At 74.8% G+C, this 25,407-nt stretch carries 20 protein-coding genes and 1 pseudogene; 3 read left to right on the top strand and 18 right to left on the bottom strand.

Going from position 1 to position 25,407, the window contains the following annotated elements; translation table 11 throughout:
• Nucleotides 1-102: 102 nt before the first annotated feature.
• Complete coding sequence (locus tag ACZ4W9_RS38935; protein WP_467943970.1) at nucleotides 103-1,878, bottom strand: hypothetical protein; 1,776 nt, start codon at nucleotides 1,876-1,878, stop codon at nucleotides 103-105.
• A gap of 153 nt (nucleotides 1,879-2,031) precedes the next feature.
• Nucleotides 2,032-3,417, bottom strand: a complete 1,386-nt coding sequence (locus ACZ4W9_RS38930) for a transcriptional regulator (RefSeq protein WP_467943969.1) — start codon at nucleotides 3,415-3,417, stop codon at nucleotides 2,032-2,034.
• Between the two features lie 305 nt (nucleotides 3,418-3,722).
• Between ACZ4W9_RS38930 and ACZ4W9_RS38925 the strand changes: the two genes are divergently transcribed.
• Entirely contained in the window at nucleotides 3,723-4,388 is a 666-nt protein-coding gene (locus tag ACZ4W9_RS38925; RefSeq protein ID WP_467943968.1) for a bifunctional DNA primase/polymerase, read from the top strand.
• Between the two features lie 250 nt (nucleotides 4,389-4,638).
• Here the strand turns inward: ACZ4W9_RS38925 and ACZ4W9_RS38920 are convergent, their stop codons facing one another.
• A complete protein-coding gene (locus tag ACZ4W9_RS38920; RefSeq protein WP_030611974.1) occupies nucleotides 4,639-5,331 on the bottom strand; it encodes a metal-dependent transcriptional regulator in 693 nt (230 codons plus the stop codon).
• 316 nt (nucleotides 5,332-5,647) lie between these two features.
• On the opposite strand from ACZ4W9_RS38920, the gene ACZ4W9_RS38915 reads away from it, so the two are divergent.
• Nucleotides 5,648-6,403 (top strand): SIS domain-containing protein, encoded by a 756-nt coding sequence (locus ACZ4W9_RS38915; protein ID WP_467943967.1) that lies wholly within the window; start codon nucleotides 5,648-5,650, stop codon nucleotides 6,401-6,403.
• A gap of 15 nt (nucleotides 6,404-6,418) precedes the next feature.
• On the opposite strand, the gene ACZ4W9_RS38910 is transcribed toward ACZ4W9_RS38915, so the two are convergent.
• Complete coding sequence (locus ACZ4W9_RS38910) at nucleotides 6,419-7,810, bottom strand: PAS domain-containing protein (protein ID WP_467943966.1); 1,392 nt, start codon at nucleotides 7,808-7,810, stop codon at nucleotides 6,419-6,421.
• Between the two features lie 421 nt (nucleotides 7,811-8,231).
• The gene (gene pdxH / locus ACZ4W9_RS38905; RefSeq protein ID WP_467943965.1) at nucleotides 8,232-8,918 is read right to left on the bottom strand and encodes a pyridoxamine 5'-phosphate oxidase; all 687 of its coding nucleotides are present in this window, start codon (nucleotides 8,916-8,918) and stop codon (nucleotides 8,232-8,234) included.
• A 175-nt stretch (nucleotides 8,919-9,093) separates the two neighbouring features.
• On the opposite strand from pdxH, the gene ACZ4W9_RS38900 reads away from it, so the two are divergent.
• Entirely contained in the window at nucleotides 9,094-10,194 is a 1,101-nt protein-coding gene (locus ACZ4W9_RS38900) for a citrate synthase 2 (RefSeq protein ID WP_467943964.1), read from the top strand.
• A 48-nt stretch (nucleotides 10,195-10,242) separates the two neighbouring features.
• Here ACZ4W9_RS38900 and ACZ4W9_RS38895 read toward each other — a convergent pair whose 3' ends face one another.
• From ACZ4W9_RS38895 to ACZ4W9_RS38835, 13 genes and pseudogenes are all read right to left on the bottom strand, one after another.
• The gene (locus tag ACZ4W9_RS38895) at nucleotides 10,243-11,268 is read right to left on the bottom strand and encodes an isopenicillin N synthase family dioxygenase (protein WP_467943963.1); all 1,026 of its coding nucleotides are present in this window, start codon (nucleotides 11,266-11,268) and stop codon (nucleotides 10,243-10,245) included.
• Nucleotides 11,269-11,494: 226 nt separating this feature from the next.
• Nucleotides 11,495-12,100: a TetR/AcrR family transcriptional regulator gene (locus ACZ4W9_RS38890; protein ID WP_467943962.1), complete on the bottom strand. Its 606-nt coding sequence runs from the start codon at nucleotides 12,098-12,100 to the stop codon at nucleotides 11,495-11,497.
• A complete protein-coding gene (locus ACZ4W9_RS38885; RefSeq protein WP_467943961.1) occupies nucleotides 12,088-12,834 on the bottom strand; it encodes an enoyl-CoA hydratase family protein in 747 nt (248 codons plus the stop codon). Before ACZ4W9_RS38885 ends, ACZ4W9_RS38890 begins: the two co-directional genes overlap by 13 nt.
• Before the next feature lie 25 nt (nucleotides 12,835-12,859).
• The gene (locus ACZ4W9_RS38880; RefSeq protein WP_467943971.1) at nucleotides 12,860-13,090 is read right to left on the bottom strand and encodes an AMP-binding enzyme; all 231 of its coding nucleotides are present in this window, start codon (nucleotides 13,088-13,090) and stop codon (nucleotides 12,860-12,862) included.
• 12 nt (nucleotides 13,091-13,102) lie between these two features.
• A pseudogene (locus tag ACZ4W9_RS38875) lies at nucleotides 13,103-13,399 on the bottom strand (AMP-binding protein); the annotation flags it as partial.
• A 21-nt stretch (nucleotides 13,400-13,420) separates the two neighbouring features.
• Nucleotides 13,421-14,581: an acyl-CoA dehydrogenase family protein gene (locus ACZ4W9_RS38870; protein WP_467943960.1), complete on the bottom strand. Its 1,161-nt coding sequence runs from the start codon at nucleotides 14,579-14,581 to the stop codon at nucleotides 13,421-13,423.
• A 7-nt stretch (nucleotides 14,582-14,588) separates the two neighbouring features.
• Nucleotides 14,589-16,442 carry an acetyl/propionyl/methylcrotonyl-CoA carboxylase subunit alpha gene (locus ACZ4W9_RS38865; protein ID WP_467943959.1) on the bottom strand — a complete coding sequence of 618 codons (1,854 nt, stop codon included), beginning with the start codon at nucleotides 16,440-16,442 and terminating at the stop codon, nucleotides 14,589-14,591.
• Nucleotides 16,443-16,450: 8 nt separating this feature from the next.
• Nucleotides 16,451-18,049 (bottom strand): acyl-CoA carboxylase subunit beta, encoded by a 1,599-nt coding sequence (locus ACZ4W9_RS38860; protein ID WP_467943958.1) that lies wholly within the window; start codon nucleotides 18,047-18,049, stop codon nucleotides 16,451-16,453.
• Entirely contained in the window at nucleotides 18,046-19,722 is a 1,677-nt protein-coding gene (locus ACZ4W9_RS38855; RefSeq protein WP_467943957.1) for an acyclic terpene utilization AtuA family protein, read from the bottom strand. Before ACZ4W9_RS38855 ends, ACZ4W9_RS38860 begins: the two co-directional genes overlap by 4 nt.
• The gene (locus ACZ4W9_RS38850) at nucleotides 19,719-20,555 is read right to left on the bottom strand and encodes a TIGR03084 family metal-binding protein (RefSeq protein ID WP_467943956.1); all 837 of its coding nucleotides are present in this window, start codon (nucleotides 20,553-20,555) and stop codon (nucleotides 19,719-19,721) included. The genes ACZ4W9_RS38855 and ACZ4W9_RS38850 overlap by 4 nt, the downstream gene beginning before the upstream one ends.
• A 59-nt stretch (nucleotides 20,556-20,614) precedes the next feature.
• Complete coding sequence (locus ACZ4W9_RS38845; protein ID WP_467943955.1) at nucleotides 20,615-20,830, bottom strand: hypothetical protein; 216 nt, start codon at nucleotides 20,828-20,830, stop codon at nucleotides 20,615-20,617.
• 19 nt (nucleotides 20,831-20,849) lie between these two features.
• A complete protein-coding gene (locus tag ACZ4W9_RS38840; protein WP_467943954.1) occupies nucleotides 20,850-21,806 on the bottom strand; it encodes an EamA family transporter in 957 nt (318 codons plus the stop codon).
• 158 nt (nucleotides 21,807-21,964) lie between these two features.
• Nucleotides 21,965-25,141, bottom strand: coding sequence for an FAD-binding and (Fe-S)-binding domain-containing protein (locus ACZ4W9_RS38835; protein ID WP_467943953.1), 3,177 nt, complete (start codon nucleotides 25,139-25,141; stop codon nucleotides 21,965-21,967).
• Between the last annotated feature and the right edge of the window lie 266 nt (nucleotides 25,142-25,407).

Below are 25,407 nucleotides of genomic sequence, written 5' to 3'. Positions count from 1 at the left end.
GGGAGGGCATGGAAAAAAAGAAGGGGTTCGCAGAAACGCTTGTGGGGGGGGGGCGGGCGGGTGGGGGGTGACGGGTCCCGGCGCCGGGACCCGTCACGCGGGTCACAGCTGGGTGGGCTGGCGCTCGGTCAGGCCGTACTGCCGGGCGATCGCGTTCCACAGCGGCGCGGCCTTGCCCTTCTGCTCGGTCGCGGTCTTGCTCTCCCGGTTGCCCGCCTGGGTCTCGCCGGTGGAGCGGGCCTGGCCCTTGTGGCAGCCCTTGCGCCCCTTGGCCTGGTCGGCCCAGGCCGCGTAGTGGTTGTCGGCCGCGGCGGACGCCTGCCAGGCCCTGGTCAGCGCGTCCCTGAGGTGGCCCTGGGCGGGCAGCTTGTCCGTGGGCAGCTTGTTCAGCCGGGTGACCAGCTCGCCGCGCTGCCGGGCCGCGTCCCGCAGATCGGCGGCGGCCCGGTCGAGGTTGTCGCACGTGCGGACGTCGGCGACCGCCTGGATCACCGTGGCCCGGCTGCTGCCGCTGTCCGCGAGCAGCTTGTCCAGCTCGACCGCCTGCTGCCGGGCGGGGTCGACGGTGGGCGAGGCGGAGACCGAGGGGGTCGCGGACGCGGCGGAGACCGGCTTGTCGTCCCCGCCCGTGTCCCCGTCCGTGCTCCCGCCGCCGGCGCTGAGCAGGGCGCCGGCGCCCACGCCCACCACGATCAGGCCCACGGCGGCGGCGGCGATCATCGGCACCCGCGACCGGCCGCCGCGCCGCCCGCCCTCGGCCGGCCCGTCCTCGTCGTACGACGGCCGCGCCGGGCGGTACGGCGCCGGCGCCGCGCCGGGATAGGCGTCCGGCCGGTCCACGCGCGGGAGCTGCTGGGTGGAGCCGGCCGGGCCGTCGCCGCCCGCGGGGCCGCCGCGGAAGAGGCTGTCGAACTCGGCGGGCGGCTGCCGGTCCGCGCCCTGCGCCGGCACCGGCGCCTGGATCTGGGTCTCGGCGGCGTAGGGCGGGATGTACTGCGTGGCCTCCGCGTCGGAGGGCGCGGGCCCCGGCTGCCGGGACGCCCGGCCGAGGTAGCGGGTCTCCTCGGCGCCCGACTCCGGCGGCAGCGCGCTCGCGGCCACCGGCGGGATGTACTGGGTGGCCGCGCCGGCGCCGGGGCCGCCGGGCCCCGCGGTGACCGGCGGTATGTACTGCGTGGCACCGTCGGCCGGTGCGGCCTGCACGGGCGGGATGTACTGGGTGGCGCCCTCGTCGCCGCCCTGGGCGGGAACCGGCGGGAGGTACTGCGTCGCGGCGTCGGCCGGCGGGGGCAGCGGGGCCCCCGCGGCGGGCGGCAGCGGCGCGGCGGGCGCCGCCGGATACGGCTGCCCCTGGTGCGGCTGCTGGGGCTGCTGCTGCCCCTGGTACCCCTGCTGGGGCTGCTGCCCCGGATACGGCTGCTGGGGCTGCTGTCCCGGGTAGGGCTGCTGGGGCTGCTGTCCCGGGTAGGGCTGCTGAGGCTGCTGGTATGGGCCGGGCGCGCCGTAGGCGGGCTGCGGGGGCGTGCCGTAGGCCTCGGGGCCGGGCCGGCCGGTGTGGGGATCGCCGTAGCCGGGCGCCTGTCCGCCGTACGACGGGGCCGGGGCGCCCTCCGGGGGCAGCGGGCCGGGGCCCGCGGACGGGGACTGCTCCGGGCCGGTCCACTGGGGGGCCGCCGCCGGGGGCAGGCCCTGGTCCTGCCGGGGCGTCCGCTGCCCCGGCCCCCAGGAGCCGTCCCAGCCCTGGCCGCCGGCCGGGGCGGCGGGCCCGGGCGGCGCGGTCGTGCCCGGCAGCAGGGGCTCGCCTCCGTCGGAGGGCAGCACGATGCCTTCGCGCGCGGGCCGCGCCGACGGCTCCTCGCCCTGTCCACTCTGCGTCACCGGGACTCCTACTAATGGGGGACCTTGTGAATCGTCGGCACACGCTACCGGGTTCTCCGAGGCGGGTGCCACGCAGCTCAGGGCGTGGTGTTCCCCGCCGTGGCGGTGACGACGACACCGCCCCGCGACGCGGTGAACGCGCGGGGCCGGTGTTCACGCGGCCTGCTGGAGTTCGAGGCGCGCCCCGAACTCCCGTACCACCGCCTCCTCCCGGAACGGCTCCAGGCGCTGCTGGAGGTCGTCCAGATACTCGGCGCCCCGGTTGGAGCGCAGTGTCTCCAGCAACTCCACCGCTTTCATGCCGGTGTTGCAGGCCTGTTCGACCTCGCGCTGCTGCACCTGGGCCGTGGCGAGCAGCACATAGCCGATGGCGCGGCGGCGGGCCCGGGAGGCGGGATGCCCGGCCAGCGACTGCTCGGCGTAGCGCGCCGCCTGCTCGGGCTGCCCGAGGTCGCGGTGGCAGTGCGCCAACTCGTCGGCGAGATAGGCCTGGTCGAAGTGCGCGATCCACACCGGGTCGTCCCCGTCGGCGTCGCCCGCGCGGTCCATCGCCGCCACCGCCCGCCCGCCGGCCGCCTGTGCCGCGCGCGCGTCGCCGAGCAGGGCGTGCCCGCGCGCCTCGGCGGCGTGGAACATCGCCTCCGCGCGCGGGGTGACGTGCCCGCGCGCTCCCTCCTGCGCCGCCCGCGCCAACTGGGCGATCTCGCGCGGGTTCCCGAGCTGCGCGGCGAGGTGGCTCATGGAGGCGGCCAGGACGTACCCGCCGTATCCGCGGTCACCGGCGGCCTGGGCGAGGCGCAGCGACTGGATGTAGTACCGCTGGGCCAGGCCGGGCTGGCCGGTGTCGACGGCCATGTACCCGGCCAGTTCGGTCAGCCGGGCGACGGCGGCGAAGAGATCGCGGCCGACCGCCTCGCGGTAGGACCCCGCGAGCAGCCCGGACACCACGCTGTTGAGGTAGTGCACGACGACCGGGCGGACGTGCCCGCTGCCGTACTGGTGGTCGAGTTCCACCAGCGCCTGGGTCATGGACCGTACGGCGGCCACGTCGGACTGGCCCACGCGCGGGCCCGCCTGCCGGGCCACCTGGGTGTCCGGCGCCGAGATCAGCCAGTCCCGGCTGGGCTCGACCAGCGCGGAGGCGGCGACGGAGGAGCCGGACAGGAAGTCCCGGCGCCCCACGTCGCTGCGCCACAGCTCGCAGACCTGCTCGATGGCTCCCAGTACCGTCGGCGAGAACTGGAGGCCGACCCCCGAGGCGAGGTTCTTGCCGTTGGCCATGCCGATCTCGTCGATCGTGACCGTACGGCCGAGCTTGCGCCCGAGCGCCTCGGCGATGATCGCCGGGGCGCGGCCCCGTGGCTGCTGGCCGCGCAGCCAGCGGGCCACGGACGTCTTGTCGTAGCGCAGGTCGAGGCCGTGCTCGGCGCCGCACATGTTGACCCGCCGGGCCAGCCCGGCGTTCGAGCACCCCGCTTCCTGGATGAGTGCCTGCAGCCGTTCGTTCGGCTGCCTCGCGACGAGAGGCCTTGCGGCCATGTGCTTACCCCCTGCGTTGCGGTCCCCTGGAGTGTGTGGTGCGACCCTGCGGAGCCCGGGGCTCCGTCCCGGTCGACCCGGACGGGACGATCACTGCCCATTAGACATACCGTCAATGCGCGACATATACGGTTTGCCGGAAGTGATGGAGGACGCCGGCCCATTCCCTGGCTACCCCGCCCACGCCCCGCTTCCTCGTGCGCGCCCCCGGCCGTGCCTCCATGCGCCCCGACCGCCGGACCGGTGCTCCTCCCCGCGCGCGCCCGGGGCCGTAACTCCAGGTGGGCACGGGAGTTGAGCGGGGCGTGGAAGAGACGATCGCGGACGCCCAGGACACTCAGACGGCATGCCGGATTCCGCGGCAGCGCGGGACATCGCTGCTGGAGACCGCCGTGCGCTACGCCGAGGAGCGGCACTGGGACGTCGTGCCGGGCACCTGGCTGGAAACCGCCGACGGCACGCAGCGCTGCTCTTGTGGTGAGACCGCCTGCCCTGCGCCGGGTGCGCACCCCGCGCGCCCCGACTGGGCGACCCAGGCGACCGGCAGTGCGACCGTCGCGCGCCGGATGTGGCAGCAGCAGCCGACGGCGTCGATCCTGCTGCCGGCGGGCCGGACGTTCGAGGCGCTGTCCGTGCCGGAGAGCGCCGGGTTCCTCGCGCTCGCCCGGATGGAGCGGATGCGGGCGACGCTCGGGCCGGTCACGCTGTCCCCGGACCGGCGGATGCGGTTCCTCGTGCTGCCGGGGGCGTCGGCGAAGGTGACGGCGCTGGTGCGGAAGCTGGGCTGGTCGCCGCCGTCACTGGACCTGGTGGCGCTGGGCGAGGGCGCGTACGTCGCGGCGCCGCCCACCCGGTTCGGGTCGCGGGGCGCCGTGCAGTGGGCCCGGCGGCCGACCCCGGCGAACCGCTGGCTGCCGGACGCGGAGGAGCTGATCCCGGCACTGGCCTACGCGTGCGGACGGGATCGCTAGCCGCCCGACTCTTTTATCGAACAGACGCTCGAAAGCTCCGTTTTCGCGAACAACACCCCTCATTTGAGTGACATGACGTGATGAATGATCGCCGTGTGTGAGGGGATCTTTCTGTCAGGAGGCGGACCGCTCGGGGAAAAGCCGGTCCGAGGGGAATGACCCTGAGAGCTCGGGGCTCCGGGTCAGCACAGGGGAGGACAAGGCCCCGGCGCCGTACGGCGCCGGGGCCCCTGCCCGTCTCGTCCCCGCCTCAGCGCTTGGCCACGAACACATGGGAGGCGACGTCCGCCTCCAGCTCGGCCGCCTCGCCGCCGCTGCCCACCAGCACACCGCCGGGCGACTCCGTCACGCTCACCACCGAGCCGGGCTGCACGCCCGCCCGGCGCAGGGTGTACATCAGCTGCGCGTCCGTCTGGATCGGCTCCCCGATCCGGCGGACGACGACCGTCTTGCCGTCCGTCCCCGCGTCCAGGTCGGCCAGCGAGACCATCCCCTCGTCCAGGAACGGGTCCGCGCCGTCCTTCTCCCCCAGCTCCTCCAGGCCCGGGATGGGGTTGCCGTACGGCGACTCGGTGGGGTGCCGCAGCAGCTCCAGCACCCGCCGCTCCACGGCCTCGCTCATCACGTGCTCCCAGCGGCACGCCTCCGCGTGCACCTGCTCCCACTCCAGCCCGATCACGTCGACGAGCAGGCATTCGGCCAGGCGGTGCTTGCGCATCACGCGCGTCGCCAGCCGGCGCCCCTCCTCCGTGAGCTCCAGGTGCCGGTCGCTGGCCACGGACACCAGACCGTCGCGCTCCATCCGCGCCACCGTCTGACTCACCGTCGGCCCGCTCTGGTCCAGCCGCTCCGCGATGCGGGCGCGCATGGGGACGACGCCTTCCTCTTCGAGCTCGAGGATGGTGCGGAGATACATCTCCGTGGTGTCGATCAGTCCGGACATACGTGCCCCTCGATTACCTCTGCCGGCAGCCCGGCGCGTGCGCGGCCCCCCTGGACATCAATTCTGCCGGATCCCGCTGACAAGCGTGCGGCGCCAGGGAAACAGGGCCGTCACGAAGAGGGTGCGGACGGGCGGCCGGGGCGGCGGTGCGAGGCGGGCCGTAACGGGCGCCCGGGGCGGGTCCGGAAAGCCGGCCACGCGTGTGCCGGGCGGTACGGCGCCGGGGCCTGACCGAACCATGCGCCGGCCGTATTGACACCGCGCTGGTCCAGACCGCACCGTGATCCGCGACACAGACGCTGCGAAGGGGCACCGCATGAGCGACGGCACGCCTGCCGACCTGTTCTTCGACGCCGCCATCGGCCTGCTGCAACGGGTCCGCGACGAGGAGGCCGACGCGATCGACGCGGCCGCCGCCCTGCTCGCCGACACCGTCGCGGCCGGCGGCCGCCTGTTCGCGTTCGGCGCCGGGCACTCCTCGCTGGCCGCCCAGGACGTCGTCTACCGCGCGGGCGGCCTCGCCCTGATGAACCTGCTCGCCGTCCCCGGCGTCGTCGGTGTCGACGTCACCCCGGCCACCCTCGGCTCCGCCCTCGAACGGGTCGACGGCCTGGCCGGCGCCGTCCTGGACACCTCACCGCTGCGCGCCGGCGACGCCCTGGTGATCGTCTCCCTCTCCGGACGCAACGCCCTGCCCGTGGAGATGGCCCTGGGCGCCCGCGCCCGCGGCCTGAAGGTCATCGGCGTGACCTCGGTGGCGTACGCGGCCGAGACCACCTCCCGGCACTCCTCGGGCACCTTCCTGAAGGACCACTGCGACATCGTCCTGGACTCCAAGATCGCCGTAGGGGACGCGGAACTCACCCTGGACACCATCCCGGCGCCCTTCGCGCCCGCCTCCACGGTCGTCACCACCGCGCTGCTCCAGGCCGTCATGGCGACCACCGCCGCCGCCCTCGCCGACCGCGGCATCGAACCGCCGCTGCTGCGCTCCGGCAACGTCGACGGCGGGCACGAGTGGAACGGCCGGGTGATGACGCGGTACGGCGACCGGATCTTCTACCGCCGCTGACCGCGCCGCGGGCGCCTACCGCTCCCGCGCGGCGTCCGCCAGGTCCAGGGCCGCGGCGATCCGTACGGCGACGTCCTCGGCGTAGGCGAGGTCGGTCCGCTCGAAGCGGCTGCGGCCGGCGCCGCGCAGGAAGGTCACCACGCCCAGCGTCCGCCCCCGGCTGCGCAGCACCGCGCACAGCGCGTGCACCGCGTCGCCGGGCCACTGGCGCTCCAGCGCCCATTCCCGGGCCCGCTCGGCCGGCAGCTCACCGGCGTCCGCGCGCACGGTCCCGGCCCGCCGCACACACTGCTGCGCCGGGTGTCCCTCCGGGTAGCGCACGGGCAGCCCGGCCGCGCCCGTCAGCAGGCTCGGCCCCGGCGCGCCGGCGGGCGTGGCCGCGAGCCGGACCAGCCGGACCGGCTCCGGGTCGCCCTCGCCCTCCGCGCGCGGGCCGTCCGCCAGCCGGTCGACCAGGGCGTGGTCGGCGAACCCGGCGAGGGCGAAGTCCAGGTGGACGACGGCCGCCTCCGCCGGATCCTCGCACTCGGCGGCGGCCCGGGCCGCGCGGTGCAGCTGGTTCGACCGGAACCGCAGCAGGGCCGCCTCCTGCTGGTCCTGCCTGGCCTCGGTGACGTCCTGGAACAGCCAGCCGACGCCGAGCGGCACCGGCTCCTCGGCCAGCGGCGAGGCCAGCCGCAGGAACCCGTTGCGCCAGCAGCGCCGCCGCTCGCCCTCGGGGGTGCGCACGGCCACCCACATCTCGGCGGGGGCGGGCGGCGCGCCCTCGGCCAGGACGTGCGTCAGCGCGCCCTCCAGCTCCTGCGCGCCCTGGGTGAGCAGTTCGCCGAGCGGCCGGCCCAGCGCCGCGGTCCGCCCGACGCCCAGCGCCCGCGCCGCGTACGCGTTGACCACGGCGGGCCGCAGATCGGCGTCGACGAGGACGACGCCCCAGGCGGCGTCCTCGAACAGGGCCTCGCTCAGCGCGATGGACCGCTCCAGGTCGATCTGCGCGTGCACCTCGCTGAACGCGCAGTACACGCCCGCCGGTTTCCCGTCGGGCCCGCGCACGGCGGCCGACTGGGTGCGCACGAGCACCCGGCCGCCGTCCTTGGTGACCAGCGCGAACTCGTGCACCTGGCGGCCCGGGGCGTGCATCGCCGACATCAGCCGGGCCTGCACCTCCTCGGCGTCGGCGCTGCGCACCGCCCAGCCGGTGAACCCGTGCCGCCCGACGGCCTCGGCGGCCGTCCAGCCGAGGATCCGCTCGGCCTCCCGGTTCCAGTGCGTGACGACCCCGTCGGCGTCGAACGCGCACAGGGCCGCGTCCATCCCGTCGAGCAGTGCGGCCAGCAGATCGGAGCCCGGCTCACCGGGCTCGTCCGGCCCCAGCTCGTCCGTGGCCCCACTCCGCCGCGAAGCACTCACCTCGACCCCCTGGAGACTGCGTCCGCGCCTGTACATACGGCGCCCGGTTCCCTCACTGGCCCTCATTCAACTGGAACGTGACCCAGCCCACACCCTGTTCCCGCAAGAAAAAACAGTTGAGTGCGTCCCGGGTGCTTCTTAGGCTGTCGGTACACGAGAAGGGAGGTGGTTCGGCAGATGTATGAGAACCGGACGCGTGAGGTGGCTGCGGGCTAGCGGCCCGACACCACGGCATGTGCGGTGCCGGACCAGCGCGCGAGAGATGCGTGCGGCCGGCCCAATCCCAAGCAGTCACCCGACCCGCGGGCTGCCGGTACGTCCGGCCGGCTCCTCCTGGAGGAACCCAGCCCGCGGGTCGTCTGCGTTTTTCGCGTGCGTGTTCGGGTGCGTGTTCCACGCGCCCTTTCCCCGGGCCCCGGGGTCAGGGGCCGAGGCGTTCCACCGTCCAGGTGCCGTCCGGCCGGGCGGTGTAGCGCAGGCGGTCGTGGAGGCGGTTGGCGCGGCCCTGCCAGAACTCGATCGTCTCGGGGGTGACCCGGAAGCCGCCCCAGTGCGGGGGCACCGGGACCTGTTCGCCCTCCGGATAGCGGGCCTCCAGTTCGGCGTAGGCCGCGTCCAGTTCGGAGCGGGAGTCGATCACCGCGGACTGGGTGCTGGCCCAGGCGCCCAGCCGGGAGCCGTGCGGGCGGGTGCGGAAGTAGGCCGCGGTCTCGTCGCGGCCGGTGCGCCGGGCGGTGCCGGTGACGACGACCTGGCGGGCGAGCGGGTGCCAGGGGAAGAGCAGCGCGACGTGCGGGTTGCCCGCGAGGTCGAGCGCCTTGCGGGAGCCGTAGTTGGTGTAGAAGACGAAGCCCTCGGTGTCGTACTGCTTCATCAGGACCGTACGGGAGCTGGGGCGGCCGGCCGCGTCCACCGTGGAGACGACCATGGCGTTGGGCTCGTAGAGCGTGCCGTGCAGGGCGGCGCGGGCGGCGTCCTCGAACCAGCGGGCGAACTGGTCCATCGGATGGGTGGCGAGGTCCTCCTCGGCGAGGCCGTCCGCCCGGTACTGCTTGCGCATGGCAGCGGGGTCGAGAACGGGGTCCGGAAGCGGGTCGCGATCGGTCACGCGGTCATCTTGCCGTATAGAACGGGTGTGGCACGGGGTGTCGCGTGGTCTCCCCAACCCTGGCACCGGGCGTTATCGTGCTGCTCCCTTGCGGTGGGATTCACCCCGGGTGACCGCCGGCGCATCGGGGCATCACCGGGATGACCGCCGTCCACACTTCACGAGGAGCCGCCTGATGTCCGATTTCGTACCCGGGCTCGAAGGAGTCGTCGCGTTCGAGACGGAGATCGCCGAACCGGACAAGGAGGGCGGTGCCCTGCGCTACCGGGGCGTCGACATCGAGGACCTGGTCGGTCACGTCTCGTTCGGCAATGTGTGGGGGCTGCTGGTCGACGGCGCCTTCAACCCCGGCCTGCCGCCCGCCGAACCGTTCCCGATCCCGGTGCACTCCGGGGACATCCGGGTGGACGTGCAGTCGGCGCTCGCCATGCTCGCCCCCGTGTGGGGACTGCGGCCGCTGCTCGACATCGACGTGCGGCAGGCCCGCGAGGACCTCGCCCGGGCCGCGGTCATGGCCCTGTCCTACGTCGCCCAGTCCGCGCGCGGGCAGGGCCTGCCGATGGTGCCGCAGCGGGAGATCGACAAGGCCCACTCGGTGGTGGAGCGGTTCATGATCCGCTGGCGCGGGGAGCCGGACCCCCGGCACGTGGCGGCCGTGGACGCCTACTGGACGTCCGCCGCCGAGCACGGCATGAACGCCTCCACCTTCACCGCCCGGGTCATCGCCTCCACGGGCGCCGATGTCGCCGCCGCGCTGTCGGGCGCGGTGGGCGCGATGTCCGGTCCGCTGCACGGCGGGGCGCCCTCGCGGGTGCTCGGGATGATCGAGGAGATCGAGCGCACGGGCGACGCGGAGGCGTACGTCAAGGGGGCCCTGGACCGCGGCGAGCGGCTGATGGGCTTCGGGCACCGGGTGTACCGGGCCGAGGACCCGCGGGCCCGGGTGCTGCGGCGTACGGCGCGGGAGCTGGGCGCGCCGCGGTTCGAGGTGGCCGAGGCGCTGGAGAAGGCCGCGCTGGAGGAGCTGCACAACCGGCGGCCGGACCGGGTGCTGGCCACGAACGTGGAGTTCTGGGCCGCGATCGTGCTGGACTTCGCCGAGGTGCCGGCGCACATGTTCACGTCCATGTTCACGTGCGCCCGCACCGCGGGGTGGTCCGCGCACATCCTGGAGCAGAAGCGGACGGGGCGGCTGGTGCGGCCGTCGGCGCGGTACGTGGGGCCGGGGCCGCGCGGCCCCCGGGACGTCGAGGGGTTCGGGGACATCGCCCACTGAGCCGGTGCCCCCTGCCCCGTGCCCGTGCCACGCGTCCCGGGGCGCCGGTCAGGCGGGCGTCAGCAGGTGCCCGTGGTGGCGCTCCGCCACCAGCGGGTGTGCCCTCAGTTTTCCCTTGAGTTCGTTGTAGCCGTACTCGGCGTACAGGGGGTTCGCCGGGTCGGTGGTGACGCCGGGGGCCTCGGCGGCGTACGGGAACGGCAGGGGGGCGATCCGCGCGTCCAGGCGGGGGTTGTAGAAGAACGGCACGGAGTAGCGCTCGGTGGCGCCGGGCGGGCTGACGACGCGGTGGCTGGTGGCCAGCAGATAGCCGTTGGTCGCCACCTCCAGCAGTTCGCCGAGGTTGACGACGAAGGCACCCTCCAAGGGCGGTACGTCGTGGAAGCGGCCGTCCTCGCGCTGGACCTGGAGGCCGCCGACCGTGTCCTGGAGGAGCAGGGTGAGGAAGCCGTAGTCCTTGTGGGCGCCGACGCCCTGGCCGGTGCCGTCGGCCGCGCTGCCGGGGTAGCGCACGAGCTTGAGGTGCGGGTGGGCGTGCTCGCCGAAGACCGGGTCGTAGAAGCCGGCCGGGGCGCCGATGGCGGTCAGCAGTTCGCGCAGCAGCCGGTGGGCGACCGCGCTGAGCCGGTCGATCCAGGCGAGGGCCGCGGTGCGCAGCCCGGGCAGGGCGGCGGGCCACTGGTTGGGGCCCTGGAGCCACCAGTACGGCGGCTCGCCCGGGCCGGGGATCCGGGCGGGGCGTTCGGCGCCGATGTCGAGCTGGTCGCGCCAGTCGCGGGCGCCGCCGGTGCGCTCGTCACCGGTGCGGGTATAGCCCCTGAAGTGCGGGGAGTCGACGTTGTCGAGGGCGAGCCGGTCGGCCTCGGGGAGGGCGAAGAAGGCGCGCATGGCGGTGAGCAGCGCGTCCGTCTCGGCCCGGGTCACGCCGTGCCCGACGAGCTGGAAGAAGCCGACGTCGTGGGCGGCGCTGTGCAGCTGGGCGTGGAGCAGGGCGCGGGCCTGCGGGCCGCGGTCGGCGGCCGACAGGTCGATGATCGGAAGCTGGTCGTACGACGTCGCTGTGTGCGTGGTCATGGTGCGTCCGCGGGTGTACGGGGCACGGGTGGCCGCCGAGGGGTACGAGCGGCCCCCGGGTGCCGGAAAAGGGTGGAGAAAAGGAGATGCGGGGGCTGTCAGGCGGAGAGGTGCCGACAGCCCGTGCTCGTGACGCGCACGTAGTCCACGTGGCGGCGGCGGACGAGCATCGGAAGCATGGGCCAAGGGTAACGCGCTCCGTGGGTAAGCCCGTCGTTCGGCCCGCTCAGCCCAGCGCGTCCTCCAGCAGCGCCGCCCACTGGGCGACGACCCGTTCGCGGCGGGCGGTGTCGTCGGTGAGGAGGTTGGCCAGGCCCAGGCCGCGGGCCATGTCCAGCAGGCCCTGGACGGTCTCGCGGACGCCGGGACGGGACTCGTCGGCGCCGAGGAGGTCGACGGCTATCCGGTGGGTCTCCCGGCCCACCCGGGCCTCCAGCTCGGTGACGCGCGGGCGCAGTTGTTCCTCGTCTCCGGCGGCGACCCACAGGTGCAGCGCGGCGCGGAAGAGCGGGCCGGTGTAGAGGTCGACGAGCGCGGCGACGACGGCCCGGCGGTCGGCGGGGCCGTCCGGGAACAGGGCCCGCAGCGCCAGCGAGCGTTCCTCGGAGACGTACTCGACGGCCGCCGTGAAGAGGTCTTCCCGGGTCGGGAAGTGGTGCTGGGCGGCGCCCCGGGAGACGCCGGCGCGTTCGGCGACGACGGCGACCGTGGAGCCCGCCCAGCCGTGTTCGGCGAGGCAGGCCACGGCGGCCTCCAGGAGCCGCTGCCGGGTGGCCCGGCTGCGGTCCTGCTTGGGCACGCGCTCGCGTTCGGTCGTCCTCACACCACCCATGCCGCCTCACGTCTTTCCAGGAAGGCCGTCATCCCCTCCCGGGCCTGGCCGGAGGAGAACAGCCGGGCCGTCAGCGCGGTCAGTTCCGCCGCGTCCCGGTCGAATGTCTCCAGCACCCTAGCCGTGAGCAGCCGTTTCGTCTCGGCCAGGGCTTCGGGGCAGGCGCGGCGCAGGCCGTCCAGGACGGGGGCGAGGGCGTCGTCCACGTCGTCCGCCGTCGCCGTCAGCAGGCCCAGCCGCACGGCCTCGGCCGGCCCGAAGCGTTCGCCGGTGAGGTAGTACCGGGCGACGGCGCGGGGGTCGGCGCGCGGGAGCACCGGCAGGGAGATCACGGCGGGGGCGACGCCGATGCGCACCTCGGTGAAGGCGAAGGTGGCCGTGGCACAGGCGGCGGCGATGTCGCAGGCGGCGAGCAGGCCGAGGCCGCCGGCGCGGACGTGGCCGGTGACCCGGGCGACGACCGGTTTGGGCAGCTCCACGATCCGCCGCAGCAGCGCCACCAGGGCGTCCGGGTCGGGCGGGTCGCCGAGGTCGGCGCCGGCGCAGAACGTCGTACCGGTGTGGGTGAGGACCACGGCCCGCACCCCCGGGTCCTCGCCGCAGTCGGCCAGGGCGTCGGCGAGCCGGGCGACGAGGGACGCGGACAGCGCGTTGCGGGTCCCGGTGGCGTCGAGGCTGAGGGTCTCCACGGCTCGCGCGCGGCTGCGGCCGATCGGCGCGGTGGGGTCGGTCACGGGTGCTCCCTGGCCTGCCGGCCGGTCATGCCTGTTCCCTGAGCCGGCGGCGCGGGATCTTGCCGGAGGCGGCGCGGGGGACGGCGGTGGTGAAGGTGATCCGGCGGACGCGTTTGCACGGGGCCACGCGTGCGGCGACGAACCCGAGGACCTCGTCCTCGGTCGGGCCGCCGGCGCCGGGCCGGCGGACGACGAAGGCGTGCGGGATCTCGTTGCCGTCCTCGTCACGGCCGCCGATCACGGCCGCGTCGGCGATGCCGGGGTGGGTGAGCGGGTGCGCGGTGGTGACGGTGGCGCCGGCGCGGGTGGCGGCGTAGAACGCGGGCGGGAAGGCGACGGTGTTGGGGCTGTGCAGGGCGAGGACGTCGCCCTTGCGTACGCCGCTGTCGGCGAGGGCGGCGGCGAGGCGCCGGTGGAACCGGTCCACCTGCCCGTACGTGAGGGTGGTGCCGTCCGTGCCGTCGATCAGGGCGGGCTGGTCACCGAAGGCGGCGGCGTGGCCCAGGACGGCGTCGTGGATGGGGAGTTCTACGGGCGGGACGTCTGCGTACTCGCCGCGGAACACGGTTCCTCCTCACGGGGCCGCTCAGTACGACTTGGGCAGTCCGAGGCTCTGGTGGGAGACGTAGTTGAGGATCATCTCGCGGCTCACCGGGGCGATGCGGGCCACGCGGGCGGCGGTGATCAGCGAGGCGAGCCCGAACTCCCGGGTGAGGCCGTTGCCGCCGAGGGTGTGCACGGCCTGGTCGACGGCCCGCACGCAGGCCTCGCCCGCCGCGTACTTGGCCATGTTGGCGGCCTCGCCCGCGCCGGCGTCGTCACCGGAGTCGTAGAGGTGTGCCGCCTTCTGCATCATCAGCCGGGCCAGCTCCAGGTCGATGTGGGCCTGCGCCAGGGGGTGGGCGATGGCCTGGTGGGCGCCGATGGGAGCCTTCCAGACCGTGCGCTGGCGGGCGTACTCGACGGCCCTGGCCAGGGCGTAGCGGCCCATGCCGATCGCGAACGCGGCCGTCATGATCCGCTCGGGGTTCAGTCCGGCGAACAGGTGCAGCAGTCCGGCGTCCTCGTCGCCGACCAGCGCGTCGGCGGGCAGCCGGACGTCGTCCAGGACCAGCTCGAACTGCTTCTCCGCCGCGTTGAGTTCCATGGCGATGGGGTTTTTGCGCAGGCCCCCGGCGTCCGTCGGGACGATGAACAGGCAGGGCTTGAGGGTGCCGGTGCGCGCGTCCTCGGTGCGGCCGACGATCAGGACGGCGTCGGCCATGTCGACACCGGAGACGAACACCTTGCGGCCGGTGAGCAGCCAGTCGGTGCCGTCGCGGCGGGCCGTGGTGGTGATGCGGTGGCTGTTGGAGCCGGCGTCGGGCTCGGTGATGCCGAAGGCCATGAGGCGGGTGCCGTCGGCGAGCCCGGGCAGCCACCGCCGTTTCTGTTCCTCCGTGCCGAAGCGGGAGATCACCGTGCCGCAGATGGCGGGCGACACCACGAGCATGAGCAGGGGGGAGCCGGCGGCGCCCAGTTCCTCCAGGACGATGGAGAGTTCGGCGATGCCGCCGCCCCCGCCGCCGTGCTCCTCGGGGAGGTTGACGCCGAGATAGCCGAGCCTGCCCGCGTCGGACCAGAGCGCGGCGGGAGGTTTGCCCTCGGCGATCGTGCGGGTGACGTAGTCGCGGCCGTAGCGCTTGCCGAGGGCGGCCACCGCGGCGCGCAGGGCCTTGTGTTCGTCGGACTCGATGACGGCGGTCATGGGTCTCCTAGGAAGGGGGTTCCTGCACTACGGCCAGGACCGTGCCCGGCTCGACCTGCTGTCCGGGCCTGGCGTGCAGGGCGGTGAGGGTTCCGGCGGCCGGCGCCGAGATCAGGTGCTGCATCTTCATCGCCTCCACCCATACGAGTCCCTGGCCGGCCCGGACCGTTGCCCCTTCCGCCAGGCCCTCGGCGACCCGGACGACCGTGCCCGGCATCGGGGCCACCAGGGAGCCGGGGGCGAGCCGGGCGGCGGGGTCGGGGAAGCGGGGCAGGGCGGTGAGGCGCGTGGTGCCGACGTGGACCTGGTCGCCGTAGCGGGCGACGGTGAACTTCCGCCGTACCCCGTCGATGTCGAGGACGACGAGCCGCGCGTCGGCGTGGACGACCCGGACCCCGTCCGCGGCGAGGCCGTCCCGGGTGTGCCGGTAGTGGACCTCGTGCTCCTCGCCGTCCCGCTCGTACCGCTTCACCTGCGGCTGCGAGGGGACGTTGCGCCAGCCGCCGAACCGGGAGCGGCCGTGGGCGTCGGCGAGGGCGGCGGCCAGGGGGGCGTACGGGTCGTGGGCGGCCTCGGTGAGGGCGCCGAGGTGACGGTCGTAGAACCCGGTGTCCATGCGGGCGGCCGTGAACTCCTCGTGCCGCAGCGAACGCACCAGCAGGTCCCGGTTGGTGGCCGGGCCGTGGAGCACGGCGGACTCCAGCGCGCCGGCGAGCCGGCGGATCGCCTCGGCCCGGGTGGGGGCGTGGGCGACGACCTTGGCGAGCATGGCGTCGTAGTGGACGCCGATGGTGTCGCCGTCGGCGTAGCCGGTGTCCAGGCGGACGCCGTCCGGTACGGCGAGCCGGTGCAGGGTGCCGGTCTGGGGGGCCCAGTCGCGGGCCGGGTCCTCGGCGTAGAGGCGGGCCTCGACGGCGTGGCCGCGTGCGCGTGGGGGCTCGTTCCCCAGGGCGTGGCCCTCGGCGATCCGGATCTGCTCGGCGACCAGGTCGAGACCGAACACCGCCTCCGTGACGGGGTGTTCGACCTGGAGGCGGGTGTTCATCTCCAGGAAGTGGGCGCGGCCGTCGGCGACCAGGAACTCGACCGTGCCGGCACCGGTGTACGACACGGCGCGGGCGGCGCGTACGGCCAGCGTCCGCAGCTCCTCGGCGAGCCCCTTGGTGAGCCCGGGCGCCGGGGCCTCCTCGACGACCTTCTGGTGGCGGCGCTGGAGGGAGCAGTCCCGGGTGCCGAGCGGCCAGACGGTGCCGTGGGTGTCGGCGAGGATCTGCACCTCCACGTGGCGGCCGTGCTCCAGGTACGGCTCCACGAAGACCTCGCCGTCGCCGAAGGCGCTCGCGGCCTCGGCGCACGCGCCCTCCAGCGCGGCCCCCAGCTCGTCCAGGCGGCGCACGATCCGCATCCCGCGCCCCCCGCCGCCCGCCGCCGCCTTCACCAGGACCGGCAGGTCGGCGCCGGTCACCTTCGCCGGGTCCAGCGGGGCGAGGCCCATCAGCCGCCTGGCGCGGGTCTTGGACGCCATCGCCTCGACGGCCTCCGGCGGCGGACCGATCCAGACCAGGCCGGCGTCCAGCACGGCGCGGGCGAAGCCGGCGTTCTCGGAGAGGAAGCCGTAGCCCGGGTGCACGGCGTCGGCGCCTGCGGCCAGGGCCGCCCGCACGATCAGGTCGCCGCGCAGGTAGGTGTCGGCGGGCGCCGCGCCCGGCAGCCGTACCGCCGCGTCGGCCACGCGCGCGTGCAGCGCGCCGGCGTCGGCGTCGGAGTGCACCGCGACCGTCCGGATCCCCAGCTCGCGGCAGGTACGGAAGACGCGGCAGGCGATCTCGCCCCGATTGGCGACGAGCACACTGGAAATCACGTGATCCCTCACATCCGGAAGACGCCGAAGCCGCCGCGCACGCCCGCGTAGGGCGCGGTGTGCAGGGCGGAGAGGCACAGGCCGAGGACGGTACGGGTGTCGCGCGGGTCGATGACGCCGTCGTCGTACAGCCGCCCGGACAGGAACATCGGCAGCGACTCGGCCTCGATCTGCTGCTCCACCATCGCGCGCAGGGCCGCGTCCGCGTCCTCGTCGTACGGCTGTCCCTTGGCCGCCGCCGACTGCCGGGCGACGATCGACAGCACGCCGGCGAGCTGCTGCGGGCCCATGACGGCGGACTTGGCACTGGGCCAGGCGAACAGGAACCGGGGGTCGTAGGCCCGGCCGCACATGCCGTAGTGCCCGGCGCCGTACGACGCGCCCATGAGCACCGACAGATGGGGCACCCGGCTGTTGGCGACCGCGTTGATCATCATCGAGCCGTGCTTGATGATCCCGCCCTGCTCGTACTCCTTGCCGACCATGTAGCCGGTGGTGTTGTGCAGGAACAGCAGCGGGATGTCGCGCTGGTTGGCGAGCTGGATGAACTGGGCCGCCTTCTGCGACTCGGCGCTGAACAGGACGCCCTGGGCGTTGGCCAGGATGCCGACGGGGTAGCCGTGCAGGGCGGCCCAGCCGGTGACCAGGCTCGTGCCGTACAGCGGCTTGAACTCGTCGAAGTCCGAGCCGTCCACGATCCGGGCGATCACTTCGCGCGGATCGAACGGGACCTTCAGGTCGTCCGGGACGATGCCGAGCAGTTCCTCGGGGTCGTACGCGGGCGGCTCGGCCGGGCCGGGGTCCGGGTATGCCTTGCGGTGGTTGAGGCGGGCCACGACGCGGCGCGCCTGGCGCAGCGCGTCGTGCTCGTCCAGGGCGAAATGGTCGGCGAGGCCGGACACGCGCGCGTGCATCTCGGCGCCGCCCAGCGACTCGTCGTCGCTCTCCTCGCCGGTGGCCATCTTCACCAGCGGCGGCCCGCCGAGGAACACCTTCGCCCGCTCCTTGACCATGATCACGTGGTCGGACATGCCGGGGATGTACGCGCCGCCGGCGGTGGAGTTGCCGAAGACGACGGCGATGGTCGGGATGCCGGCGGCGGACAGCCGGGTGAGGTCGCGGAAGATCGCCCCGCCGGGGATGAAGATCTCCTTCTGGGACGGCAGATCGGCGCCCCCCGACTCCACCAGGCTGACGCAGGGCAGCCGGTTGGCCAGGGCGATGTCGTTCGCGCGCAGGGCCTTCCGCAGGCTCCACGGGTTGCTGGCGCCGCCGCGCACGGTCGGGTCGTTGGCGGTGATCAGGCACTCCACGCCCTCCACCACGCCGATCCCGGTGACGAGGGAGGCGCCGACAGGGTACTCGCTGCCCCAGGCGGCCAGCGGGGACAGTTCCAGGAACGGGGTGTCGGGGTCGAGCAGCAGCTCGATCCGCTCCCGGGCGAGCAGCTTGCCGCGTCCCCGGTGCCGGGCGACGTACTTCTCGCCGCCGCCCGCGAGCGCCTTGGCGTGCTCGGCCTCCAGGCCGGCGAGCTTGGCGAGCATCGCCTCGCGGTGGGCCCGGTGGTCGGGGGCGGTGGGGTCGACAGCGGTCCGCAGAACCGTCACAGCAGGGCCTCCGGAATGTCCAGGTGGCGGGAGCGCAGCCATTCGCCCAGGGCCTTGGCCTGCGGGTCGAAACGGGCTTGCGCGGCGACGCCGGCGCCGAGGATGCCCTCGACGACGAAGTTGAGGGCGCGCAGGTTCGGCAGCGGGTGCCGGGTGACGGGCAGGTCCCGGCACTCGGGCAGCAGCCGCCGGAAGGTGTCGGCCGACAGCGTGTGGGCGAGCCACCGCCAGGCGTCCTCGGACCGCGCCCACACCCCGACGTTGGCGTCGCCGCCCTTGTCCCCGCTGCGGGCCCCGGCGACCAGGCCGAGGGGCGCCCGCCGGGTCGGCCCGGGCGGGAGGGGTTCCGGGAGGGGCGGCTCCGGTACGGCGGCCAGAGGGCGCGTCTCCTGGGGCGGGGGCACGGGGATGCGGCGGCCGTCATGGAGGACGGCCACATGTGTGGCGCCCACATGGGGCACGTACACATCCTCGAAAACCCCATAAGGCGCGCCCTTTCCGGGTGGGGCCAGTACATGGAAACCGGGGTAACTGGCCAGGGCGAGTTCCACCGCGGCACCGCTCAGCGCCCGCCCCACGACCCGCTGGTCCGGGTCCCGTACGACGAGCCGCAGCAGCGCGCTGGCCGTCTCCTCGGTGTCCGCGTCGGCCCGGTCGGTGCGCACCAGCTCCCAGCGCGCCTCCCGGGGCGGCGACTTGGCGAGCGCGCCGGTCAGCTGTTCCCGCACCAGGGCCGCCTTGGCCTCGATGTCGAGCCCGGTGAGGACGAAGACGACCTCGTTGCGGAAGCCGCCGAGCCGGTTGAGCCCCACCTTGAGCGCGGGCGGCGGTGCCTCCCCGCGCACCCCTTCGATCCGCACCCGGTCCGGCCCCTGCCGGGCGAGCCGTACGGTGTCCAGCCGGGCGGTGACGTCGGGTCCCGCGTACCGGGCGCCGCCGGTCTCGTACAGCAGCTGGGCGGTGACCGTGCCCACGTCCACGAAGCCGCCCGTGCCGGGGTGCTTGGTGATCACGCTGCTGCCGTCGGTGTGGATCTCGGCGAGCGGGAAGCCGGGCCGGCGTACGTCCCCCTCGCCGAAGAAGGCGTAGTTCCCGCCGGTCGCCTGGGTGCCGCACTCCAGCACGTGTCCGGCCACGACGGCACCGGCGAGCCGGTCGAAGTCGTCCGGCCGCCAGCCGAAGTGGGCGGCGGCGGGCCCGGTGACCAGGGCCGCGTCGGTCACCCGGCCGGTGACCACCACGTCGGCGCCGGCCCGCAGGCACGCGGCGATGCCGAAGCCCCCGAGGTAGGCGTGGGCGGCGAGGGTGCCGGGGTGGGCGGCGGTCAGGTCGTCGCCCTCGACGTGCGCGACCCGCACCGGGATGCCGAGCCGGTCCGCCAGCCGCCGTATCTCCTCGGCGAGTCCGGCCGGGTTGAGGCCGCCCGCGTTGGTGACGAGGCGCACGCCGCGTTCGCGGGCGAGGCCGAGGCAGTCCTCCAGCTGGCGCGGGAAGGTGCGGGCGTAGCCGGCGGACGGATCCTTCAGCCGGTCGCGGGCGAGGATGAGCATGGTGAGTTCGGCGAGGTAGTCACCGGTGAGGACGTCGGCCTCGCCGCCGGTGAGCATCTCGCGCAGGGCGTCGGAGCGGTCGCCGTAGAAACCCGAGAAGTTGCCGACGCGCAACGGTCTCACCGGCCCGCCCCCTCCCTCGGGCCGGCGGCCTCCGGTGCCGGCCGACCGGCCCTCTCGGGCGGGCGGCCGGTGCCGGGCGGGCCCGCGAAGGCCTGGGCGATGCCGAGCCAGCGGTCGGCGTCCGGGCCCACGGCCGTCAGGGCGAGGCCGGCGCGGTGGGCGCGCTGGGTGACCAGGAGGCAGAAGTCCAGGGCGGGACCGGTGACGCGCTGCTCCGCGTCCTCGGGGCCGTACGCCCACACCTCGCCCGAGGGCGCGAGCAGTTCCACCCGGAACTCCTCGGCCGGCGGGGTCAGTCCGCGCACTCCGTAGGCGAAGTCGCGGGTGCGTACCCCGAGTCGGGCCACATGCCGGAGCCGGTCGGTGGGTGGGCGCACCACATCCAGGGCGTCGGCGATGTCCCGTCCGTGGGCCCAGGTCTCCATGAGCCGGGCCGTGGCCATGGAGGCGGCGGACATGGGCGGGCCGTACCAGGGGAAGCGGGCGCCGGGCGGGGAGCCGCGCAGCGCCTCGTCGAGGGCGGTGCGCCCGGCGCGCCAGGCGGCCAGCAGGCCGGCGGGCGGGAGCGCGGCGCCCTCCTCGGCTCCCTCGTCCACGAACGAGCCGGGGGCGGCGAGCGCCTTCCGCACCAGCGTCCGGAAGGCGTCGGGGTCGGTGACGGCGAGCAGGGCCGAGCGGTCGGTCCAGGCGAGGTGCGCAATCTGGTGGGCGACGGTCCAGCCGGCCGCGGGAGTCGGCAGCCGCCACCCCTGCGGGCTCAACTCGGCTACGAGCAGGTCGAGTTCACGGCTTTCGGCACGCAGGTCGTCGATGACGGGCGTCGGGTCGGCCATGAGGGGGAGCATGGCAGCGGCACCAGAAACAATCAAGCGTGCTTGCATTAATTAGGCCGTCATACCGCTTCCAGGGGCGGATAGACCGGTTCCCAGCGGGCCGCCCGTACCGCCGCCTCGATGTCGTCCGGGACGGTCCGGGCCACGCCCTCGTCCACCGCGGCGCGGGCCACGGCCACCGCGACCGCCTCGGAGGTGGCGCGCAGCTCGCGGACCGGCGGGAGGACCGGCGCGTCCAGCCGGGCGACCCGCGCGTCCGCGGTCCGGCGGGCCACCGCGCCGGCCGCCGCCGGCTTACCCGCCCTCGGCCGGCAGGGCGGCCCTGCCCCGGCCGATCTGGGTGCGGACCGCGCCGATGCTCGCCGCGATGACCAGGGCGATGGCCGCCGCCTGGGCGGGGGCGAGGGACTGCCCGAGGACGAGGAAGCCGGCCGTGGCGGCGATGGCGGGTTCCAGGCTCATGAGGATGGCGAAGGTGGAGGCCGGCAGGCGGCGCAGGGCCAGCAGTTCCAGCGTGTAGGGCAGGACCGAGGAGAGCACGGCCACCGCGGAGCCGAGGGCGATGGTGGTGGGGTTCAGCAGGCGGGTGCCGGCCTCGGCGATGCCGAGGGGCAGGAAGAGCAGCGCCGCCACCGCCATGGCCAGGGCCAGGCCGTCGGCCTGCGGGAAACGGCGGCCCGTGCGGGCGCTGAAGACGATGTAGGCCGCCCACATGGCGCCGGCACCCAGGGCGAAGGCGACACCCGTGGGATCCAGGTCGCCGAAGCCTCCCCCGCCGAGCAGGAACACGCCCGCGAGGGCGAGACCGGCCCAGAGGGCGTTGATCGCGCGACGGGAGGCCAGGACGGACAGGGTCAGCGGGCCGAGGACTTCGAGGGTGACCGCCGGGCCCAGCGGGATACGGTCGACCGCCTCGTAGAACAGGCCGTTCATCGCGCCCATCGTGATGCCGAAGACGATCACCGTGCCCCAGTCGGCGCGCGAGTGGCCGCGCAGCCGGGGCCGGCAGACCAGGAGGAGGACGACCGCCGCCGCGAGGAGGCGCAGGGCCACCACGCCCAGCGCGCCCGCGCGGGGCATCAGGGTGACCGCGAGCGCGCCGCCGAACTGCACCGAGATACCGCCGGCCAGCACCAGCCCGACCGGCCCGAGTGAGGCGAGGCGGCCGGGGGCACCCGGGGACGGCGACGGCGATCCCGGTGACGCGGGTGACGTCGAGTGCGTAGTGCTGGGGGTGTTGACGGTGCTCACGGCGGTCCCGGTGGCTCGGATCAGATCGTGTACATCTCCATGTACTACCAAGTCCAGGGTAATAGACTCCGTCAGGAGTGTGAACCCCTCATGGAACTGTCCTGGATGGTGAGATACGGCCCTCTCGGATAGCGGGCGGCCTTGTGATCGGACGGGTCTCATGCCTCCCCGGCCTCCAGGGCCGCCGCCAGTACCTCCGCCAGGTGGCGGCCCCGGACGCCGGCGAGCTGGTCCAGCTGGGTGCGGCAGGAGAAGCCGTCGGCGAGGATCACCGTGTCCTCGGGGGCCTGCCGTACCGAGGGCAGGAGCTGCTCCTCCGCGCAGGCCCGGGAGACCTCGAAGTGGCCCTTCTCGAAGCCGAAGTTGCCCGCCAGGCCGCAGCAGCCTCCGCTCAGTTCGCCGGTGAGGCCGGCGGCGGCGCGCACCCGGCGGTCGGGGGCGTCGCCGAGGACCGCGTGCTGGTGGCAGTGGGTCTGGCCGGCCACCGGACGGTCGACGGCGGGCGGGGTCCAGTGCGGGGCGTGCCGCTCCAGGGTCTCGGCGAAGGTGAGGACCGCGGCGGACAGCCGGGCGGCACGCGGGTCGTCGGGCAGGAGTTCCGGCAGGTCGGTGCGGAGGGCGGCGGCGCAGCTCGGCTCCAGGACGACGACCGGGACCCCGGCCCGCAGCACCGGGTCCATCAGGTCCAGGGTGCGGCGCAGCACCGCGCGGGCGCGGTCGAGCTGACCGGTGGAGACGTAGGTCAGGCCGCAGCAGACCCGGGCCCGGCGGGCGGTGAGCAGCGCGGCCACCGACCGGGTCCGGCCGTCGGCGATCGCTCCCTTGCGGGGCAGCAGCGTCGGCGGGAGGGCCACCCGCAGCCCGGCGGCCTCCAGCACGCGGACGGCGGCCTGCCCGACGGACGGCGAGAGGTGTTCGGTGAAGGTGTCGGGCCAGAGGACGACGAGGTCACCGGGGGTGGGAGTGGGGACGGGGTGGTCGACGGGCACGGGGACGGAGCGGCCGCCGGGCACGGGGACGGAGCGGCCGCCGGGCACGGGGACGGAGCGGTCGCCGGGCACGGGGACGGAGTGGCCGCCGGGCCCCGTATTCCCGGCCGGCGGATCTCCGGCCCCTTCAGCCGGCCGGCCCACCCCGGCGCCGGCCGACCGGCCGCCCGCACCCCCGGCCGGCCGGTTCCCCGCACCCCCGCTCGGCCGGCCCCCCGCGGCCGGTGCCGGCCTCCGCCCGCGCCACCAGTCGGTGAACGTCCGGGGCGCCAGGGGCGGGATGTCCCGTTCCGGGGCTATCCCGGCCAGGTGCTTGCCGAGGGCGGCGAGGGGGCGGACGGCCGCCAGGGCGTTGAGCAGCGGGGCCAGGTGGGTGCGGGACGCCCAGCGGAGCCATTCCGGGAGGCGGCCCATGCTGTGGTGGGCGGCGGGGCGGCGGCGGTGGGCGTAGTGGTGGTGGAGGAACTCGGCTTTGTAGGTGGCCATGTCGACGCCGGCCGGGCAGTCCGAGCGGCAGCCCTTGCAGGACAGGCAGAGGTCGAGGGCGTCCAGGACCTCCGGGGACTGCCAGCCGCCGGTGATCACATCGCCCGCGAGCATCTCGTGCAGCAGCCGGGCCCGGCCCCGGGTGGAGTGCTCCTCCTCACCGGTCGCCCGGAAGGAGGGGCACATCACGGCCGGGCCGGCCGTGGTCGTCGTACGGCACTTGGCCACGCCGACGCAGCGGCGGACGGCCGCACGGAAGTCCCCCGCGTCGGCCGGGTAGGCGAAGGCCACGTCGACCGGGTGGCGGGGCAGCACCGAGAAGCGCAGGTTCTCGTCCAGCCGTGCGGGCCGCACCAGCATGCCGGGGTTGAGGAGGTCGTCCGGGTCCCACACCGCCTTGGCCCGCTCGAACAGCCGCACCATCTCGGTGCCGTACATCCGCGGCAGCAGTTCCGCGCGGGCCTGGCCGTCGCCGTGCTCCCCGGACAGGGAGCCGCCGTGGGCCACGACCAGGTCGGCCAGTTCCTCGGAGAAGCGGCGGAAGCGGCCGACGCCCGCCTCGGTGAGCAGGTCGAAGTCGATGCGGACGTGGATGCAGCCGTCGCCGAAGTGGCCGTACGGCGTGCCGCGCAGCCCGTGGGCGGCCAGCAGCGCGCGGAAGTCGCGGAGGTAGCCGCCGAGGCGGGCGGGCGGGACGGCGCAGTCCTCCCAGCCGGGCCAGGCCTCGGAGCCGTCGGGCATCCGGGTGGCGGTGCCCGCCGCGTCCTCCCGGATGCGCCACAGGGTCCGCTGGGCGGCCGGGTCGGTGACCACCAGGGAGTCCACGACATCGGCGGCGCGCACGATCTCCTCCGCCCGCGCGCGTGCCCCGGCCGCCGTCTCCCCGCCGGTCTCCACGAACAGCCAGGCGCCGCCCCGGGGCAGCCCCGCACCGGCCGGGACGAGGTCGGCGGCCATGCCCTCCACCGTGAGCGGCCCGAGCGGCAGCAGGCCCGCGGCGGCCTCGGCGGCGGCGCCCTCGTCGGCGTACGCCAGCACGGCCAGCGCCCGCGCGCGGGGGTTCTCGACCAGGCGGACCACGGCCTCGGTGAGGATGCCGAGGGTGCCCTCGGAGCCGCAGAAGGAGCGGGCGACGTCCGCGCCCTTCTCGGGCAGCAGCGCGTCCAGCGCGTACCCGGAGATCCGGCGGGGCAGGTCCGGGAAGCCCGTCCGCAGCCGGGCGAGTTCGCCCTCGGCCAGCTCGCGCAGCCCGTCCGGGGCGCCTGCCCACCCCTGCCCGAGCCGGAGCCGGCGCCCGTGCGCGGTGATCACGGACAGCTCCCGCACGCTGTCCGCGGTCGTGCCCCAGGCGACCGAGTGGGAGCCGCACGAGTTGTTGCCGATCATTCCGCCGAGCGTGCACCTGCTGTGCGTGGAGGGATCGGGGCCGAACCGCAGCCCGTGCGGGGCGGCGGCCTCCTGGAGCCGGTCGAGGACGAGCCCCGGCTGCACGACGGCCGTGCGGCTGCCCGGATCCAGCTCCAGCAGCGCGGTCATGTGCCGGGTGAAGTCCAGCACCACGCCGGTGCCGGTCGCCTGCCCCGCGATGGACGTGCCCCCGCCGCGCGCCACCACCGGCACCCCGCGCTCCCGGCACACCTCCAGCACGGCGGCCACGTCGTCGGCGTCCCTCGGGGCGACGACGCCCAGCGGGACCCGCCGGTAGTTGGACGCGTCCATGGTGGCCAGCGCCCGGGCGGTCACGTCGAACCCGACCTCGCCCCGGACAGCCTTGCGCAGCGCCCTCGCGAGCGCGGCGGCCTCCGTGACCCCGGTGTCCGTGACTCCGGTCTCCGCAGCAGCATCCGCACGATCCGTCATGCGTCCAGGATGCATCCGGCCACGCACAGTCACCGGAAGTTTTCCACAGGCGTACGTCAATCGTCGTACAACATCACAAGTCCACGACCTGGTGATCTCGTCTCATCGAACGGACAGATCTCCACCCGGGCTTCCCCCAGCGGCTAACCTCGCTGTGTGGCCGACATCCAGATTCCCGCTGACATCAAGCCCGCCGACGGACGTTTCGGCGCTGGCCCCTCCAAGGTGCGGACCGAGGCGCTGGACGCCCTCGCCGCCACCGGCAC

The organism is Streptomyces sp. NPDC029296 (assembly GCF_055569255.1).
The sequence above is the reverse complement of the archived record's forward strand: the minus strand, read 5'-3'. Positions and strand labels throughout refer to the sequence as shown.